The 18,110-nt window shown below is 66.2% G+C and carries 19 protein-coding genes; 7 read left to right on the top strand and 12 right to left on the bottom strand.

Annotated elements, in window-relative coordinates:
* Nucleotides 1-71: 71 nt before the first annotated feature.
* On the bottom strand, nt 72-1,202 hold the full coding sequence (locus IEV62_RS07525; RefSeq protein ID WP_188446251.1) for a methyltransferase: 1,131 nt from the start codon (nt 1,200-1,202) through the stop codon (nt 72-74).
* Nucleotides 1,203-1,257: 55 nt separating this feature from the next.
* Here IEV62_RS07525 and crtD point away from each other — a divergent pair, with 55 nt between their 5' ends.
* A complete protein-coding gene (gene crtD, locus IEV62_RS07520) occupies nt 1,258-2,877 on the top strand; it encodes a 1-hydroxycarotenoid 3,4-desaturase CrtD (protein ID WP_188446250.1) in 1,620 nt (539 codons plus the stop codon).
* A complete protein-coding gene (locus IEV62_RS07515) occupies nt 2,778-3,662 on the top strand; it encodes a carotenoid 1,2-hydratase family protein (protein ID WP_507772840.1) in 885 nt (294 codons plus the stop codon). Before crtD ends, IEV62_RS07515 begins: the two co-directional genes overlap by 100 nt.
* Here the strand turns inward: IEV62_RS07515 and IEV62_RS07510 are convergent.
* From IEV62_RS07510 to IEV62_RS07495, 4 genes are read right to left on the bottom strand one after another with little or no spacing between them, the layout of a single operon-like run.
* A complete protein-coding gene (locus IEV62_RS07510; protein WP_188446248.1) occupies nt 3,609-3,788 on the bottom strand; it encodes a hypothetical protein in 180 nt (59 codons plus the stop codon). The genes IEV62_RS07515 and IEV62_RS07510 overlap by 54 nt on opposite strands.
* Nucleotides 3,789-3,792: 4 nt before the next feature.
* Entirely contained in the window at nt 3,793-4,677 is an 885-nt protein-coding gene (gene bchO / locus IEV62_RS07505) for an alpha/beta fold hydrolase BchO (protein WP_188446247.1), read from the bottom strand.
* Nucleotides 4,674-6,479, bottom strand: coding sequence for a magnesium chelatase subunit D (locus IEV62_RS07500; RefSeq protein ID WP_268234236.1), 1,806 nt, complete (start codon nt 6,477-6,479; stop codon nt 4,674-4,676). Before IEV62_RS07500 ends, bchO begins: the two co-directional genes overlap by 4 nt.
* Nucleotides 6,476-7,456 (bottom strand): magnesium chelatase ATPase subunit I, encoded by a 981-nt coding sequence (locus tag IEV62_RS07495; RefSeq protein WP_188446246.1) that lies wholly within the window; start codon nt 7,454-7,456, stop codon nt 6,476-6,478. Before IEV62_RS07495 ends, IEV62_RS07500 begins: the two co-directional genes overlap by 4 nt.
* Nucleotides 7,457-7,549: 93 nt before the next feature.
* Between IEV62_RS07495 and IEV62_RS07490 the strand changes: the two genes are divergently transcribed.
* The gene (locus IEV62_RS07490) at nt 7,550-8,017 is read left to right on the top strand and encodes a TspO/MBR family protein (RefSeq protein WP_188446245.1); all 468 of its coding nucleotides are present in this window, start codon (nt 7,550-7,552) and stop codon (nt 8,015-8,017) included.
* 84 nt (nt 8,018-8,101) lie between these two features.
* Nucleotides 8,102-8,893, top strand: a complete 792-nt coding sequence (locus IEV62_RS07485) for a DUF2189 domain-containing protein (RefSeq protein ID WP_188446244.1) — start codon at nt 8,102-8,104, stop codon at nt 8,891-8,893.
* A 1-nt stretch (nt 8,894) separates the two neighbouring features.
* On the opposite strand, the gene IEV62_RS07480 is transcribed toward IEV62_RS07485, so the two are convergent.
* The 7 genes from IEV62_RS07480 to IEV62_RS07450 form a co-directional block, all read right to left on the bottom strand.
* The gene (locus IEV62_RS07480) at nt 8,895-9,542 is read right to left on the bottom strand and encodes a tetratricopeptide repeat protein (RefSeq protein ID WP_188446243.1); all 648 of its coding nucleotides are present in this window, start codon (nt 9,540-9,542) and stop codon (nt 8,895-8,897) included.
* Entirely contained in the window at nt 9,539-9,946 is a 408-nt protein-coding gene (locus IEV62_RS07475) for a cytochrome c-type biogenesis protein (RefSeq protein WP_188446242.1), read from the bottom strand. The genes IEV62_RS07480 and IEV62_RS07475 overlap by 4 nt, the downstream gene beginning before the upstream one ends.
* Nucleotides 9,943-10,470 (bottom strand): redoxin family protein, encoded by a 528-nt coding sequence (locus tag IEV62_RS07470; RefSeq protein ID WP_188446241.1) that lies wholly within the window; start codon nt 10,468-10,470, stop codon nt 9,943-9,945. Before IEV62_RS07470 ends, IEV62_RS07475 begins: the two co-directional genes overlap by 4 nt.
* Nucleotides 10,467-12,419 (bottom strand): heme lyase CcmF/NrfE family subunit, encoded by a 1,953-nt coding sequence (locus IEV62_RS07465; protein ID WP_188446240.1) that lies wholly within the window; start codon nt 12,417-12,419, stop codon nt 10,467-10,469. Before IEV62_RS07465 ends, IEV62_RS07470 begins: the two co-directional genes overlap by 4 nt.
* 10 nt (nt 12,420-12,429) lie before the next feature.
* On the bottom strand, nt 12,430-12,864 hold the full coding sequence (gene ccmE / locus IEV62_RS07460) for a cytochrome c maturation protein CcmE (protein ID WP_188446239.1): 435 nt from the start codon (nt 12,862-12,864) through the stop codon (nt 12,430-12,432).
* 100 nt (nt 12,865-12,964) lie between these two features.
* A complete protein-coding gene (ccmC, locus tag IEV62_RS07455) occupies nt 12,965-13,705 on the bottom strand; it encodes a heme ABC transporter permease CcmC (protein ID WP_188446361.1) in 741 nt (246 codons plus the stop codon).
* 64 nt (nt 13,706-13,769) lie between these two features.
* Entirely contained in the window at nt 13,770-14,261 is a 492-nt protein-coding gene (locus IEV62_RS07450) for a winged helix-turn-helix transcriptional regulator (RefSeq protein ID WP_188446238.1), read from the bottom strand.
* Between the two features lie 119 nt (nt 14,262-14,380).
* Between IEV62_RS07450 and IEV62_RS07445 the strand changes: the two genes are divergently transcribed.
* From IEV62_RS07445 to IEV62_RS07435, 3 genes are all read left to right on the top strand, one after another.
* On the top strand, nt 14,381-14,698 hold the full coding sequence (locus IEV62_RS07445; RefSeq protein WP_188446237.1) for a CC_3452 family protein: 318 nt from the start codon (nt 14,381-14,383) through the stop codon (nt 14,696-14,698).
* A gap of 118 nt (nt 14,699-14,816) precedes the next feature.
* Nucleotides 14,817-16,907 carry a RelA/SpoT family protein gene (locus IEV62_RS07440; protein ID WP_188446360.1) on the top strand — a complete coding sequence of 697 codons (2,091 nt, stop codon included), beginning with the start codon at nt 14,817-14,819 and terminating at the stop codon, nt 16,905-16,907.
* A gap of 93 nt (nt 16,908-17,000) precedes the next feature.
* Nucleotides 17,001-18,020: a glycosyltransferase family 2 protein gene (locus tag IEV62_RS07435; protein ID WP_188446236.1), complete on the top strand. Its 1,020-nt coding sequence runs from the start codon at nt 17,001-17,003 to the stop codon at nt 18,018-18,020.
* The last annotated feature ends 90 nt before the right edge of the window (nt 18,021-18,110 follow it).

The following is an 18,110-nucleotide window of genomic DNA, read 5'->3' as shown; positions in this document are numbered from 1 at the left end:
TCATCGGGTTTGCTTATAGTGTCAGTCTATCTGGACACTTTATATTGTCAACTCGTGTTGACGCATTTTGCCTATCGGGTCGCGACGATGATCCGAACGGTGAGCGGCAAGGCAGTCGGAACGATGCGCGACTCGGCAAAGCCGGTCATGCGCAGCATGCGGCGGATTTCGTCTGCGGTGCGGGGACGGCCCGACCCCATCGCCCACAGGTACAGGCCGAAATAGGCATCGCCCGACGGCTCCGCGCCGCGTGTTCCGGCCATCGGCTCGGCAATCAACAGCGTACCGCCCGGCGGCAAGGCAGCATGGACCGCGCGCAACAAGGCGAGCGCGGGCGCATCGTCATGATCGTGCAGGACGCGCACCAGCGTGATCAGGTCATGCCCGTGCGGCAGCGGGTCCTCGAGAAAATTGCCGCCGAAAATCTCGACTCGGTTGCCGAGTCCGGCCGCCAGCAGCGCCGCTTTCGCGCGCGCGCCGACCGCGGGAAGATCGAACATCGACAGCGCGAGTCGCGGCACGCGCGCCGCCACCGCGCGCACGAAGCGTGCCTCACCGCCCCCGACATCGAGCATGCGGGCGTGCCGCCCAAAGCCGTAACTGTCGATAATATGCTGCGCCACCAACGGCTGCGACGCCGCCATCAGCCGCGAATAGGCCGCGACATCATCCCCGTCGCCCTCGCCCGCGCGCTCGGCATAGGTCCAATAATGCGCAAGCTGCCCGCCCCCGCCGCCGCGCCGCAGCAAGCCGACCGGATCCGCCAAATCGGCATAGAGCAAGCGGTGGTGCGCAACCATCTCGACGATGCCGCCATTGCCGCGCAGCGCTGCGCCATCGGCGCCCAGCGCCCAGCGCGTCGCATCGAGCCGCTGCGTCAGGTTCAGCGCCGCCGCCGCCCGCAACAGGCGCTCGGTCCCTTCAACCGGCACGTCGACTCGCGCGGCGATCTCCTCGATTGCCAACGGCCCCGCCGCGAGCAACTCAAGCAAACCCAGCTCGACACACGCCGCAATCGTCTGCGAATAGGTGAAACCCGCCACCAGATCGAACATCGTGCGCGCCCGCGCCCGGACGATTCCGCGCGTGAGCGGAAAGCGCACGGCGAAGCGCTGAAAGCCCGGATCGGCAAGGATTCGATTGCGCCAAGCGATCCAGCGTTCCCGCCAATTTCGGTTGTCATCGGGTCTAGTCAGCTTCATATGTCCAAACAATTGGACGCATGCACGATAAGCGTCAATCGCCGTTAGGAGTCGAATGCAGCGCGACACAGCCATCGTTATCGGCGCAGGGGTGGGCGGTCTGACCAGCGCCGCTTTGCTTGCCGCGCGCGGGCTGGACGTGACGGTGGTCGAAGCGGCGCATGCCCCCGGCGGCAAGATGCGGCAAGTGGCCGCCGGCACCGCGCAGATCGACGGCGGCCCGACGGTGTTCACGATGCGCGACGTGTTCGACGGCATTTTTGAAGCCTGCGGTGCCGCGCTCGACGATTTCGTAACGCTGCGTCCGACCGCCCGGCTCGCCCGTCACGCCTGGGGCGATGCGCGGCTCGATCTCTTTGCCGACCGCGACGCGAGCGCCGACGCGATCGGTGCCTTTGCCGGAGCCGACGAGGCGCGGGGATACCGCGCATTCTGCGCCGAGGCGCAGCAAGTCTTCACCGGGCTCGACCGCCCCTTCATGCGCAGCCAGCGGCGCACGCCGATGGGGCTCGCCTGGCAAATGGGTCTGGCTAACCCCCGCGAGCTCATCACCAAGCGGCCGTTCGAAACCTTATGGAAGGCGCTCGGCGAGCATTTCCGCGATCCGCGCCTGCGCCAGCTGTTCGGCCGCTATGCCACCTATTGCGGCTCCTCGCCGTTCAAATGCCCCGCCACGCTGATGCTGATCGCGCATGTCGAGGCCAGCGGCGTGTGGCTGCTCGACGGTGGTATGCACGCGCTCGCGCGTGCTTTGGAGGCGCTGGCGGTGCGCGGCGGCGCGCAGTTTCGCTATGGCGAACCGGTCCGCGAAATTCTGGTCGCACAGGGCCGCGCCTCTGGCGTCGTGCTGGCGAGCGGCGAGCGGCTAAGCGCCGGGTCAATCATCTGCAATGCCGATCCCGCCGCGATTGCCGATGGCCGCTTCGGCGCGGCCGTTGCGTCCGCCGTTCCTCCGACGGATCGCGCCGCGCGCTCGCTCGGGGCGATGGTCTGGACAGCGCAAGCGCAAACCAGCGGTTTCCCGCTGCTACACCATAACGTGATCTTCTCGGACGATTATGCGGCGGAGTTCGATCAGCTCGCCGCCAAGCGCCTGCCCGATATGCCGACCGTCTATGTCTGCGCGCAGGACCGCGATGGCGCTGGCAATGGCCCCGCCGGGCCCGAGCGGTTGCAGATTCTCGTCAATGCCCCGCCGATCGGCGACGGCCCCGGATTCACCCAAGCGGAGATCGACACATGCCAAGTCCGGATGCTGGAGAGTTTGGCAAGGGCCGGGCTCTCGGTGGTGCTATCGCCGGCGGCAACGACGCTTACGACGCCGATGGAGTTCGAAACGCTGTTCCCTTCGACGGGTGGAGCCCTTTATGGACGGGCCTCGCACGGATGGGCGGCGTCCTTCCGCCGGCCCGGCGCCCGGACAGCGATCCCTGGTCTTTATTGCGCGGGCGGGAGCACGCACCCGGGCGCCGGCGTCCCGATGGCGGCGCTCAGCGGCGGCCTAGCCGTCGATATCCTGCTCAAGGACCTCGGTTCGACGTACAGGTCGACGCGAACGGCTATGCCTGGTGGTATATCGACGCCTTCAGCGACGCCGCGGGACCCGATGGCGGGCGTTACGGGCTCACGATCATCGCCTTTATCGGCAGCGTCTTCTCGCCCTATTACAAGCTGAGCGGGCGCCACAGCCCGGAAAACCACTGCGCGATCAACGTGTCGATGACCGGCCCGCGCGGCAAGGCGTGGGCGATGACCGAACGCCCGAGCACCAGCGTCCGCCGCGATGCCGATCACCTCGCGATCGGCCCGAGCTCGCTGCATTGGGACGGCGACGTGCTGGTGATCGACATCGCCGAGACATCGGCCCCGCTCCCCTATCCGGTGCGCGGGCAAGTCCGCGTCTATCCCGAGATGATCGGGACCACCGGTTTCCACCTCGATCCGCTGGGCAAGCATCGCTGGCATCCGGTCGCACCCCGCGCGCGCGTCGAAGTCGACATGACCCACCCCGGCGTAAGCTGGTCGGGTGGCGGCTATTTCGATTCGAATTTCGGCGCGGAGCCGCTCGAGGCCGGTTTCGACGACTGGCACTGGTCGCGCGCGCATCTCAAGAACGACGTGGCGGTGCTCTATGAGGGCCGCCGCGTCGATGGCACGCCCTTCGATCTGGCGCTCAGGATGGACCGGCAGGGCAATTGGACCGACGTCGCGCCACCGCCGACCGCGGCGCTCACGCGCACTGGCTGGCTGATCGACCGCCTCACTCGCGCCGATCCCGGCTATCAGCCCAAGGTGGTCAAGACCTGGGTCGACGCGCCCTTCTACGCGCGCTCGGCGATCGATACGCGGCTGTTCGGCGAAGACGTGCGTGCGGTGCACGAAAGCCTGTCGCTCGGAAGGTTCCGCTCACCGATCGTCCAGTCGATGCTCACCATGCGCATGCCCCGCGCTGCCCGCTGAGGCGTCACGGTCGCGCTTGCTGCGGGCGATGGCGCGCGTCATCGCGACATATTGATACAGGCAGAAGCCGAGCACGAGCACACCCGTCATCGCCATTTCGATGATCCCGAGGTTGTTGCCGATCATCGTCCTACTCCCGCACTGCTACCGCCTGCGCGAAATCGCCGATCAGCCGCGCGACCTCGTCCGGCCGTTCCTCATGCGCGAGATGGCCGAGGTCGGGCAGGACTTCGACTCGGGTGCCCGGAATCAGCGCCGCCGCGTCGTTGACCGACGCCAGCGGAATCGCCGCATCGCCGGAACCGTGTACGAACCGGACCGGCACGCGGATGCGCGGCAAGTCGCGCGATAGCGCTTCGAGGTCCCACGCCGCCATCATCGTCAGCGCGCCCGCGCAATGGTCCGATGTGGCGAACAGCCGCCGGTAGAAATCGACCCCCGCGCCATCGATTCGCGATCCAGTGGCGCGTTCCAGAAAGCGCCCCGCCTCGCCCGGCCCGCGCGCCATTGCGGCGAAGAGGTGCGGCGCAAACGGATTGACGAACAGCATCCGCGCCAGCGTCGGGAAGAGCTTCGCGGCAAGACCGGGAAACGGCATCAACGCCGAGTTCAGACCGATCACGGCCTGTGGCGCGATAACCCCGTCGAGCACCATCCGCAGCGCGATCGCAGCCCCGGCGGAATGCCCGACAACCATATCGGGGGCGAGATCGAGCTTCGTCATCAGCTCGCCAACCGCGCGCGCCATGCCGACCATCGACAGCCCGCCGGACGGACGCCCGGTGGTAAAGCCGTGCCCCGGCAAATCGGGCGCGACGACGGTGAAATGCTCTGCCAGCAACGGCAGAAGATCGCGCCAGCTATGCGTCGCGGCCCCCGTCCCGTGGAGCAGTAACAACACCGGGCCGCTTCCCGCCACCTGCACATGCCAACGCATCCGGCCGGTATCGGCGAAACGGCTGGTGGCGCGGTTGGGCCAGTCGCGGCCCTCGACGTTCCACTCGGGCTTGCTCACGCTGCCTGCACCGCTGCGACGGCCCGGTGCATCATCGCGGCATCGGCGCGCGGCAGCGGCAAATAGCGCGCACCCATCGCCAGCGCGAGCCGCGCGCCCTCGGGCCGGGGTCGCGCCGATGTATCGACGAACGCTGCGCCGATCCCGGCCTGGCCGATCGCGCGCGCGGCTTGCTCGGCATCCTGTTCGGCCCGCGCGCGCACCGTGCTGCCATCGGCGGCGATATTGGCGCGGCCGTCGGTCAGCACGACGATGAAGGGGGTGCGTCCGCGCGCCCGCGCCGCCTCGGCCAGCTCGCGCGCGGCATCGAGCCCGATCGACAGCGGTGTTCCCCCACCCCCCGGCAATTCCGCCAGCGCGCGACGCGCGCGCGTCAGCGACCGCGTCGGCGGCAGCAAAATTTCGGCGGTGGTCCCGCGGAACGCCACCAGCGCGACGTGCGCGCGCTTCACATAAGCTTCGGCCAGCAACAGTTCGACCGCACCCTTCGCCTCGGCCAGCCGCGCCGCCGCCGCCGATCCCGAAGCATCGACCGCGAAGATCGTCAGTGTTTCCGCGCGCGTCTCGAAACGACGAATCCGCAAATCGTTGCGGCGGATGCGGATCGGGCCGTCGCCCCGGTCCCGCAAGCCCTGCCATGGGGCCGCCGCGCGCAGCGTGTCGATCAGGCTGAGTCGCAGCCCCCCGCGCGGCACCCCGGCGCGCGCGCTCATCGGCCGCCCGCGCTGCAGCGATGTGCGCCGCTCGCCCTTGCCGCGTGCCGCGCCCGCGCGCCGCCGACCGCGCCCCGCCGCAAGCTTTTCGAGCACATCGCGCGGCAGCGACGCGAGCGCTGCTTCGAGCACAACATCCTCGGGGGGTTTTGGCTCGCCTTGCTCCTCCTCCCCCGAGTCGGTTTCGGGCGGCGGCGGTGGGAGCGGGGCGTCCTCGGGCATGTCCTGTTCCGCCTCGGGCGGTGCGGGAAAGCGCGTCGCGCGCGGACCGAGGACGAGCCGCACCGCGAGAATCACGTCTTCCTCGGCCATCGCCTCGCGCCCGGCTAGCGCCGCCGCGGCGCGCGCTGTGCGCAGCGCGAACAGCGGCGCGCGCGCCGAATCAATTCCCAAAGCCAGCGACGCGGCGGCAAGGGTCGCGAAGACTTCGCCTTCCCCAATCTTTGCCCCTGTTTCCTTCCCCGGCGAAGGGCGGGGCCTAGCCGCGGACGCTTTAATTGGTGAGGACGGCGCTTGATCATCGTCGTCCCGCGACTGGGCCTCGCCCTTCGCGGGGGAAGGCGGAAGGGGTAAATCTATCGGAAGCCGCACGTCCGACAGATCGATCCGAAACGCCAGCCGCTCGACCAGCGCGTGCGGCGGCTCTTCCTCATCGACCCCATCGTCGAGCGCGACCAGTACGAACTGCGCCTCCAATCCCTCGACCGACCCCGCATCAAGCACCGACGCAATCCGCGCCCCCGTCGCATCGCTCATCCGCTCGGCCATCGGCAGCGCCACCAGCCCGCCATCCGCCGCCGCCAGCACGCCGGCCTGCCGCACCGGCCGCCCAAGCGCGAGCGTCGCGCCGAGATCGAGCCCGCCGAGCAGCGCATCATCATCGACATGCGCCGGAATGCGCCGCACCGGTGCGCCCTCGGGTAACGCGTCGCGCAGGGCCGCAACCACTGCGTCGCGCACCTCACCGCCGCCGCGCAAGATCATGCCGCCGAGCCCAACCGGATCGAACGCGCAAAGCTGCGCCGCCAGCATCGCATCGTCGAATGCCCCGGATCGAACCCCAGATCCGACGGGGCCGTCCGCGCTCACGCCGCCGCCAGTTCGTCCAACGCGCGCTCGATCCGGACCGTCGAGCCGGTCTCGTCGAGCACCCCACGCCGCAGCCGGTGCCGCAACGCGAGCGGGGCGACGCGCGCGATATGGTCAGGCGTCACCTCTAGCTTGCCTTCCAATGCCGCCAGCGCGCGCGCCGCGCGCATCAGCGTCAGCTCCCCGCGCAGGCCATCGGCCCCCACCGCCATGCACAAGCCCGACGCCCGCGCCAGCATCGCATCGGACATCGCGACCTTCGCCAGGCCAGCGCGCCCGCGCGCGATTTGCTTGAGCGTCTTCTTCTCGGCCGCGCGCCAGACTTCGGCAAAGTCCACAGGCGTCCGCTCGAACGCATCGCAACGTTTGAGGATTTCCACGCGGCTTGCCAAATCCTGCGGCGTACGCACTTCGACCGACAGGCCGAATCGATCGAGCAATTGCGGGCGGAGTTCGCCTTCTTCCGGATTGCCGCTGCCGACCAGCACGAACCGCGCCGGATGCCGCACCGACAGACCCTCGCGTTCGACGACATTCTCGCCCGATGCCGCCACGTCGAGCAGCAAATCGACGATATGATCCTCGAGCAGATTGACTTCATCGATATAGAGGAACCCGCCATTCGCCCGCGCGAGCAAGCCCGGCTCGAACGCCTTGACCCCCGCCCCCAGCGCGCGTTCGAGATCGAGCGCGCCGACCACGCGGTCCTCGGTCGCGCCGAGCGGCAAATCGACGAACGGCACCGGAACCGTCGCCTTGGGGGCAGGCGGCGCCGATCCTTCTGCGTGGAAACCGGCGAGCGCCGCAGAGACGGGGGGCAACAACGCCGCCAACGCGCGCACCGCGGTCGATTTCCCCGTACCGCGATCGCCAAACACCATCACTCCGCCGATCCGCGCATCAACGGCAGCCAGCAACAGCGCCAATTTCATCTCGTCCTGACCGACGATCGCGGAGAAGGGGAAAGACACACGCATCCACACGGTGTATCATGCGTTGGACACACGACAAGTGGACACTCCCCAGAATCTTGGCCGCGGCATGGGGGGCGTCAAGACGATTGGACCCCGATGAATCCTCTTTACGTTTCCGGCGGCTGCGCGGCTGCCCTGCTCGTGGCCGGCGGCTTGGCGACGCCGATCGGCAGCTGGTACAACACTTTGCGCAAGCCGAGCTGGCAGCCGCCGGGCTGGGCATTCGGGCCGGCCTGGACGATCATCCTCGGGCTGGCGGCCTGGTCCGCCGCGATCGCCTGGACCGCCGCGCCCGATGCCGCCGCCCGCACGTCGATCATCATCCTGTTCGCGGTCAATGCGGCCTGCCATTTTCTGTGGAGCCCCTTGTTCTTCGCGCTCAGACGACCCGATTGGGCACTCGGCGAAGTGGTGTTCCTGTGGGCGTCGCTGGTCGCCTTGCTCATCGGGCTGTGGCCGATTTCGCCATTCGCGGCTTTACTGATCGTGCCCTATTTCCTGTGGGTCAGCTTTGCCGCCTTCCTCAACTGGACGATCGTGCGTCTGAACGCGCCGTTCGCCTGACCTTGCCGTTACGGAACGAGAGGCGTAGCTTGGTACCAGAACAAGAAAGAGGGACGTACCGCAACCGCCGAGAGGATCTTTCCGATGACCACGCTCGATGCAATCGCGACATCCATGCCCGCCGATCTTCCCGAGGTCAGGCGGATTGGTACGGCAGATCTCAACTGGGCGCTGGCGGAGGGGTGGAAGGATTTTCAGGCGAAGCGCGGCGATCTGATCTTTCTCGGGCTGCTCTATCCGATCATCTGCGGCATCGCCGTCGCGCTCGCGTTCAACGCGCCGTTGCTCCCCTTGTTCTTTCCGCTGGTCGCCGGCCTGTCTATCGCGGGACCGGCGGTCGCCTCGGGCTTTTACGAACTGGCGCGGCGGCGCGAAGAAGGGCGCGATTCGAGCTGGTGGCATTTCGTCGATCCGCTGGGTGGGCGCAGCCGCTGGCCGCTCGTCACGCTGACATTCGGGCTGGCGGTGCTGTTCGTCGCCTGGCTCGGCGTCGCTTATGCGATTTACGGCGTCACCTTCGGGGCGAACGCGCCGATGCAAGTCGGAGATTTCTTCGGGCGCCTGTTTACGACGGGCGAAGGCTGGCAGTTGATCGTGCTCGGCAATCTGGCGGGCGGAGCGTTTGCGGTGGTGACGCTGATCGTTGCGGTCGTATCCTTCCCGATGGTCGTCGACAAACCAGTCGATGCCGGAACAGCGCTGCGCACGTCGATCAAGGCGGTGCGCGAAAATCCGCGCGAAGTGTTCGGCTGGGGCTTGCGCGTCGCCGGTCTGCTGCTGCTCGGGCTGATCCCGGCGGCGATCGGGCTGGCGGTAGTGTTGCCGTGGCTGGGCTACGCCACGTGGCACCTCTATACGCGCCTAGTCGTGCGCTAAATCAGCGCATACCCCCGGCGGCGCGCTGCGCGGCGGACATTCTCAGGAACTGGTCGACCGCGGCCAGCCGATCGGCAATATCCGCGCGGTATGGCGCGTCCTTGGGCGTTACCGCGAGCGCATAGGCCCAGGCCGGCCGCGCCGCCGCGAAATCCCCCGAATCGACATAGGCCATGCCGAGGAAGAAGGTTGGCCCAGGCGCCCGCGGTGCGAGCGTAACGGCGCGGCGAAAGGCGAATTTCGCGGCAGGTGACACTGCGCCATCATGCAGCGCAATCGCGTAGCCAAGACCACTCCACAGCACGGCATTGCCCGGCCGCAGCGCGATTTCGGCGCGCAATCCCTCGGCGGCGGCATGCGCGTCGCCCGACCGCAGCCGCGCATCGGCGGTGGCGAGGGCGAGGCTGTCCTCCCGCGACGGCGCGAACACCAATTCACGAAAGGCGATCATGCCGGGATCGACCGAGATCGGCGTCACATCGGCCTCAGTCGGCTTGCCTGGCTGGTGCGCCTGGCTTTGCAGCGCGAAGCCCGCCGCGCCCAGCATCAGTGCTGCGCCTGCAATCGTCCACAACCGGCGCGCGACGCCCATCGCCCACAATACGCTCGCCGCGACGAGCCCGACCGCCAGCAGGATCAGCACATTCATGAGGATCGCCGCCGCTTGAAACTCGCCCGCGCCAGCCAAGCGCCGATCGCCAGCAAGGCCAGCGGCGCGATCCACAGCGGCGCGGTGGTGGCGCTGAGCGGCGGATCATAGCTGACATAATCGCCATAGCGCGCGATCAACCAATCGCGGATCGACTGCGAGCTTTCCCCGGCCGCGATCCGCGTGCGGACGAGCGAGCGCATGTCTCCTGCCATTTCGGCATTGCTGTCGGCGATCGACTGCCCCTGACACACGACGCAGCGCAGCGTGAGCATCAGCGCTTGCGCTTGCGCTTCCTTGGCCGGGTCCTTCAACTGCACGTTGGCAAGCGGCGCAGGCGGCTGATTGCTGTCGGCAAAGGCGGGGGCCGCCAGCGCGAGCAGCAGAATTGCGAGCCACTTCACCGCGCATTCCTCACCGCGGCGATCAGTCCCGGCACTTCTTCTTCGCGGATATCGCCGACATGTTGCTGGACGATCCGCCCCTGCCCGTCGATTACGAAGGTTTCGGGTACGCCCGCCGATCCGAGTGCGAGTTGCACGGCGCTGGCTTGGTCGTCGCCGATCGCGCGATAAGGATCGCCATTCCGCGCGAGGAAATCGGCGATCGCGGCGGGCGTATCGCGGATCGCGACCGCGTCGATCTCGACCCCGGCTTGCTGCAATTTCAGCAATTGCGGTGCCTCGGCAATGCACGGAATGCACCAGCTGGCAAACACATTGAGCAAGCGCGGCTTGCCGGTGGCGAACGCAGCGGTCGAGAGGCCCGGCTTACCCGGAACGATCGGCGGTAAAGTGAACGCCGGCAGCTTCTGCCCGACCAGCGCCGAATGAATAACCCGGTCGGCGGGCCGGAATAGCCCCCAGGCGATCACCGCGAACAAGGCAATCGCGCCGAGGAACGGCACCCAGATCAGCGGCCGCGTCATGCGGAGCCCTCACGCAGCTTGCCTTGCCGCGCGCGCAGCAAGCGCCCGAGCAGCGACAGCGCGCCACCGAGGGCGACCAGCGCGCCGCCGAACCAGATCAGCGTCACGAACGGCTTCCACCACAGCCGCAATTGCCAGCGCCCCGTCCCGTCGGGCTCGCCCAGCACGGTGTAAAGCTGGCCATCCCAGCGTGTGGCGATCGCCGATTCGCTCGTTACCGTCACCGGGTTGGCGAAAAAGCGCGATTGCGGGCGCAGGTAAAACACGCTTCCAGTCTCGCCACGCCGCACGCTCAGCCGCGCTTCGAGCGCCGACCAGTTCGGCCCGATCACGGGCTTGATCCCGTCGAGCGTCACAGTGAACGGCCCGACGCGCTGCGCCACGCCGACGCGCGCGGCGACCAGCGTCGCCTGCGTAAAGGCGGTGTCGCACGCCATCCCCGCGAGACTCACCGCGATGCCGAGATGCGCGAGCACCATGCCGTACGTGAATAAAGGCGTGCGGCGCAAATTGCGCATCCACAACGGCGCAACGCTCGCCACCGCCAGCCCCGCCGCAAGCGCCAGCCCGAGCAGCGGCAGTACGGCGACATGCCCCAGCATCGCCACCAAAATCAGCACGATTCCCGTCACCGCGACCGGCAGCGTCATCCGCTTGAGCACCGCCTCCGCCGTATCGCGCCGCCAGCGTAGCATCGGCCCCGCCGCCATCACCGCGACCAGCGCGAGCGCGACCGGGCCCGCTGCTTTGTCGAAGAAGGGCGCCCCGACCGACAATTGCGTGCCGAATCCGGCCGCAACGATCGGGTAAAGCGTGCCGATCAGCACGATCCCGAGGATCACCGTCAGCAAGAGGTTATTGGCAATCAGCGCGCCCTCGCGGCTGACGAAATCGAACGTATTGCCTTGCTTCACCGTGCCGACGCGCAGCGCAAACAGCAGCAGCGCGCCGCCGATATAGATCGCCAGCAACGCCAGGATGAAGGAACCCCGCGTCGGATCGACCGCAAAAGCATGGACGCTGGTCAGGATGCCCGAGCGCACCAGGAAGGTGCCGAGCATCGACATGGAGAAGGCGACCACCGCCAGCATCAAGGTCCACGCGCGGAGGCCGTCGCGCGTCGCCAGCACGGACACCGAATGGAGCAACGCAGTCGCCGCCAGCCACGGCATGAGCGAGGCATTCTCGACCGGGTCCCAGAACCACCAGCCGCCCCAACCGAGCTCATAATAGGCCCAGTATGAACCCGCGGTGATACCAAGCGTCAGGAAAATCCACGCGCCCAGCACCCACGGCCGCATCGCACGGGCAAAAGCAGGGCCGACATCGCGCGTGATCATCGCGCCGACCGCGAACGAAAACGCGATCGAAATGCCGACATAGCCGATGTACAAAGTCGGCGGGTGGAAGGCGAGGCCGGGGTCCTGCAGCAGCGGGTTGAGGCCATTGCCATCGGCCGGCGCCGGATTGAGCCGGGCAAACGGATTCGAGGAAAACAGCAGGAACGCGTAGAACCCGAGCGCAATCGCCGCTTGCGCGCCCAGCGTCGCGATCAGCGTGCGTCGGTCCAGGCTGCGTTCGAGCAAGGCGACAGCGGCCCCGGCGACGCCGAGAATCGTCACCCACAGCAGCATCGAGCCTTCGTGGTTACCCCATGCGCCCGCCACCTTGTACAGCATCGGCTTGTCCGAATGGCTGTTCTGCGCAACCAGCAGCACCGACATATCGCTGCGCGCGAACACCCAGATCAGCAGCAACATCGCGGCGAGCGCGAGCGCGCCCTGCACCACCGCGACCGGGCGGACTGCGGCCATGATCTCGGCGGTTGATACGTCGTGCGCCAGCGCCGGTTTCGCCGAACGCCACACGCCGAGCCCCGCCAGCACGAGCTGGAGCAAGGCGAGCGCTGCGGCGAACCACAAAGCGGCAAGGCCGGCTTCTGCTAACATCGTGCGCCGATCATTGTTTCAGGGTTTTCGTCTCGTGCATCTTGCCCGCCATTTCGGGCGGCATGTATTTCTCGTCATGCTTGGCGAGCAAATTGGTCGCGGTAAAGCTGCCATCGGGATTGAACGATCCTTCCGCCACGACACCCGATTTCTCGCGGAACAGGTCGGGCGCGATCCCGCGAAACGCGACCGGCACGGTGGCGAGGCCATCGGTCACGACGAAGCGCATCGACACCCCGTCGGCGAGCCGCTGGATCGATCCGCCCTCAACCATGCCGCCAAGCCGTACCGCCTTGCCCAGTGGCAAGCCATCTTTCTTCACGTCGCCCGGCGCATAGAAGAACGCCGCCTGATCTTTCAGCGCGGAGAGCGCCAGCACACTCGCCCCGCCGACCGCCGCGACCGCGAGCAGACCCAAAGTCAAACGCTGATGCTTGGCCTTCACTTCTTCTCGGCCTTCCGCATCGCCAGATAACTCCACAGCGCAAGTCCGGCCGAGGCAACCCCGGTCAGCACATAGGCGGCGGTCACGAACGGCCAGGGGTTCACGCCATCACCTCCACGACATTCGCCATCCGCCGCATTCGCGCCTCGGCCTTGGTGCGGGCGAGGATCGTGCGCATCCGCATCAAGACGATCCCGGCGAACAGCAGCGTGAAGCCGCCAAGCGTGAACCACAATGGCCACAGGATCGACGGATCGATGCTCGATTTGGTGATGCCGATACTCTGGCCCTGATGCAGCGTGTTCCACCACACCACCGAATAGCGGATGATCGGCAGCAGGACCGAGCCGGCAATGCCGTAGATCGCCGGAATACGCCCGTCTCCACCGCGATCATCATCGGCGCGGACCAGCGCCATGAAGCCGAGATAGACGAAGAACAGCAGCAGCATTGAGGTCAGCCGCCCGTCCCATTGCCACCACGTGCCCCAGGTCGGCCGACCCCAGATCGACCCTGTCGCCAGACAGAGCGCCGCAAAGACCGCGCCCGGCAACGCGATCGCGCGCGCGGCGATCATCGCGAGCGGGTGGCGCCAGATGAGAAAGACCAGCGACGAGACTGCAATCCCGCTCCACCCCGACATGCCGAGCCACGCGGTCGGCACGTGGATGTAGAGAATCCGCACCGTCTCGCCCTGCAGATAATCCGCCGGGGTCTGCGTAAGGCCGCCCCACACGCCGTACCCGAGCAGCAACACGCCCGCCCAGAACAGCAAGGGGGTCAGCGGCCTGGCGATTTTCAGGAAGCGCGCCGGGTTGGCGAGGGCATGGAGGCTGGGCACGGACACCTCGATACGCAAGATTTTCGCCGGAATCTACTCCCGGTTTTGGCGGGCGCCCACCCGTTTACTCAGCAGCGCGCAGCTCGGCCTCGCCATAATCGACATGCTCGGGCAACGCCCAGAGCAAGTCGTGTTTGGTCAACACCCGCCCGTCATGCGCGCGCACATCAATCGGGCCGATCGGTCGCATGTCGCGCGCATCGACCAAAACGGGGCTTGCCGGAAAACCGGTCTCCCAGCGTTCACCCCATTGTCGCAGCGCAAGCATCGTCGGCAGCAACGCCGAGCCCTTGTCGGTCAATTGATAATGAATCTTGCGGCGGTCGGCGGGCATTGCGGTGCGTGTCAGAATGCCGTGATCGACCAGCCGCCCAAGCCGATTGGCGAGGATATTGCGTGCGATGCCGAGTTCGGACTGAAATTCCTCGAAATGGTGCAGCCCGTTAAACGCTGCCCGCAAGATCATGAAACTCCAGCGCTCTCCCATCGCCTCGAGCGCGGCGGGGAGGCTGCAGCTTGCCAGTTCCCGCAAGGGTTCGCGGAGTTTTCCGTCCATAATCTGTCACCTTATCGCATTTTTGCGCGTCATGGGAATGAAATATACGTTTTTACTTGCAACTCGCATGTGCAGCATTTAAGTAGTAATTCGCAACTGAATAAAGAAGGAGCCTCCCCATGACCCGCTTGCTCTCGCTTGCCGCCGCCGCTTTGGTCTCGGCCGCTTCGCTTAGCCCGATCGTCGCGCATGCCGCCGATGCCGGCCCCTATTATGCTGCGACCCCGGTTGCTGCGCCCACCAAGACGCTGCTGATCACCAACGGCACGGTATGGAAGTGGAACACCACCGCCTTCACCGCGAACAAGGGTCCGCAACGCGAAGCGATCATGTGCGAAATGGTCGTAAAGAGCGCGGGCAAATTGGCGTCGTTCAGCGCGGGTGGCCAGTCCTTTGACGCGCCTGCGCTCGAAAAGTGCAACGCACGCGCCAAATAAATATCCTCCCCGAGAGGTCACTGCCCCTTCCGCGCCACGCGCGGGAGGGGCTTTTTCTTGGGGCAGGCGCGCAAATATGTTGCAAAGCAGCTACGCGCAACGCCATCTTGGACGCGACATGCTGCGCCAGTACGAACTCGTCGATCGAGTCCTTGATTACGATCCCAATGCCAATGAGGCTCTGCTCAACCGCGCATACGTCTTTTCGATGCAAGCGCACGGCAGCCAGAAGCGCGCCAATGGCGATCCCTATTTCAGCCATCCGATCGAAGTCGCCGGCATCCTGACCGATCTGCATCTCGACGACGAGACGATCGCGACCGCGATCCTGCACGATACGATCGAGGATACCGTCGCCACGCCCGAGGAGATTACGCGGCTGTTCGGTGCGTCGGTCGCACGGCTCGTCGACGGCGTGACCAAGCTCAGCAAGATCGAGGCGCAGACCGAAAACGAGCGCGCCGCCGAAAATCTGCGCAAGTTCCTGCTCGCCATGTCCGACGACATCCGCGTGCTGCTGGTCAAGCTCGCCGACCGGCTGCACAACATGCGCACGCTGCACTTCATCAAATCCGAGGACAAGCGCCGCCGCATCGCGCGTGAGACGATGGATATTTACGCCCCGCTTGCCGAGCGGATCGGCATGTACGAATTCATGACGGAGATGCAGACGCTCGCCTTCGCGCAACTCGAACCCGAAGCGTATGAATCGATTACCATCCGGCTCGCCCAGCTCAAGGAAGGCGGCGGCGACCGCATCGCCAAGATCGGTTCGGGCCTGAAGCTGCTGCTGTCGCGCGCCGGGATCGAGGCCGACGTGTCGGGCCGCGAAAAACATCCCTATTCGATCTGGAAGAAGATGGCCGAGCGCCATATCAGCTTCGAGCAACTGTCCGACATTATGGCGTTCCGCGCGATCGTCCCGACGGAAGAGGCGTGTTACGCCGCACTCGGCACGATCCACCGGCGCTGGCCGATGGTGCCGGGGCGGTTCAAGGATTATATCTCAACCCCCAAGCGCAACGGCTATCGTTCGCTGCACACGTCGGTGATCCACGCCGACAATATGCGCGTCGAGATTCAAATCCGCACCGCCGCGATGCACGAAGAGGCCGAACTCGGCCTGGCCGCGCATTGGGCATACAAGCAGAACAAGGTCCGGCCCGACACACAGCATAGCTGGATCGCCGATCTGGTCGAAATCCTCGACACCGCCGAAAGCCCCGAGGAGTTGCTCGAGCATACCAAGATGGCGATGTACCAGGATCGCATCTTTGCCTTCACCCCCAAAGGCGAGTTGCAACAATTGCCCAAGGGTGCCTCGCCGATCGACTTCGCTTATGCGGTCCACACCGATCTCGGCGATCAGGCCGTGGGTGCCAAGATCAACGGGCGCGTCGTACCGCTTCGCACCATCATCGAAAATGGCGATCAGGTGCAGATTTTGCGCTCGAAAGCGCAGGAGCCGCAGCCGGGCTGGATGAATTTCGCGATCACCGGAAAGGCCCGTGCCGCAATCCGGCGGCACTTGCGCCACAAGGAACATGTCGAGACGCAGTCGCTCGGGCGCAAAATGTATGACGAACTCGTTTCGCGCATGCCCGCTCCGCTCGCGGCAGACGCGCAAGCGGTGGCGATGCAGCGGCTGAAGGTGGCCGATGAAGCCGCTCTGCTCGAAGCGATCGCGCGGCGGCGTATTCCCGACCGCGCAGTGATGGAGGCGCTGATGCCGGGATCGGCCGGTGCCGACGCGCTGCGCGATATGCCGCCGCAATTCTCCGCCATCTCGATCCGCGGCCTGACGGCGGGTGTCGCGTTCGATCTGGCCGAATGCTGCCACCCTGTCCCCGGCGACCGCATCGTCGGCCTGCGCCGCCCCGATGCCGGGATCGAGGTCCATACGATCGATTGCCCGGTGCTCGCATCCGCCGACGATGCCGATTGGGTCGATCTTTCCTGGGGCGACAAGACCGAGGGCGCGACCGCGCGCATCTCGGTCGAGGTCAAGAACGAACCCGGCGCGTTGGGCACGATCGCGACGATCATCGGCGCGCAAAAGGCCAATATCGTCAACCTCCGGCTCGACAATCGCGACACTGGATTTCACACCAACACGATTGATGTCGAAGTGCATGACGTACAGCATTTGATGCACGTCATCGGCGCTTTGCGCGCCGCGGATGCGGTCAATGGCGTGACGCGGGTCTAAGCGCTCCCAGCCAACGACCAAAAAGCCACCCATGGTCCTGGCTTTTGAAACTTGACCCATGACGGATGCGCAACATCGCGCTAGACCGCTGCGATGTCCCGCCCCGCGCTCTCCGTCGTCATCCCGTGTTACAATGAGGCCGCTTGCCTCGACCTGCTCCACAGCCGCGTATCGGCGGCGGCGCGCGCAGCGGTCGGCGAGGATTACGAAATCCTGCTCATCAATGACGGATCGAAGGATGATAGCTGGCCAGTGATGCGACGCCTCGCCGCCGCCGACCCGCGGCTGGTGGTAATCAATCTATCGCGCAACCACGGTCACCAATTGGCGCTGACCGCTGGGCTCGATCTGTGCTCGGGCGCGCAAATCCTGATCATCGATGCCGATCTGCAGGACCCGCCCGAATTATTGGGCGACATGCGCGCGGCGATGATCGAAGCCCAGGCCGACGTGATCTACGCCGTGCGCCGCTCGCGCGAGGGCGAGACCTTGTTCAAGAAAGCCACCGCTGCCGCTTTCTATCGCTTGCTCGATCGCGTCACCGATACCGCGATCCCGCTCGACACCGGCGATTTCCGGCTGATGAGCCGGCGCGCGCTCGATGCGTTCCTGGCGATGCCCGAACAGGCGCGCTTCATCCGCGGGATGGTCGCCTGGGTCGGCTTCAAACAAGTGCCGTTCCCCTATGACCGCGCCGAGCGCCATGCCGGTGAGACCAATTATCCGCTCGCAAAGATGATCCGCCTCGCGCTCGACGCCGTCACCGGCTTTTCAACCGCGCCGTTGCGCTTCGCCAGCCATCTCGGCCTCGCGCTGACGGCGGCGTCGCTGCTGCTGTTCCTCTACATTGCCGTCGGCTTTTTCAGCGGCAGCGCGGTGGCGGGCTGGACGTCGACGATGCTCGTCGTCGTCCTGCTCGGCGCATTCCAGATGTTCGTGCTCGGCATGATCGGCGAATATCTCGGGCGGCTTTACGTCGAATCAAAGCGTCGCCCGCTGTATCTGGTGGCTGATGTGGTCGGCCCGGTGAAGGGCCATGCGACGCTGGGATTTCGCGCCGAACCCATCGTCGAGGCCGCGCCCGACGGAGCCGCTGCCGTGTCGGAAGTTTAGGCTAAGTTTAGGGATAAACACGCCGCAGAAACGGCGTTTTTTTGACAAAAAATACGGCGGTGTCAAAGAGCTACTTCAATTCGCGCGCCA

It is taken from the genome of Sphingomonas psychrolutea, from assembly GCF_014636175.1.
GTDB lineage: Bacteria > Pseudomonadota > Alphaproteobacteria > Sphingomonadales > Sphingomonadaceae > Sphingomonas > Sphingomonas psychrolutea.
The sequence above is the reverse complement of the archived record's forward strand: the minus strand, read 5'-3'. Positions and strand labels throughout refer to the sequence as shown.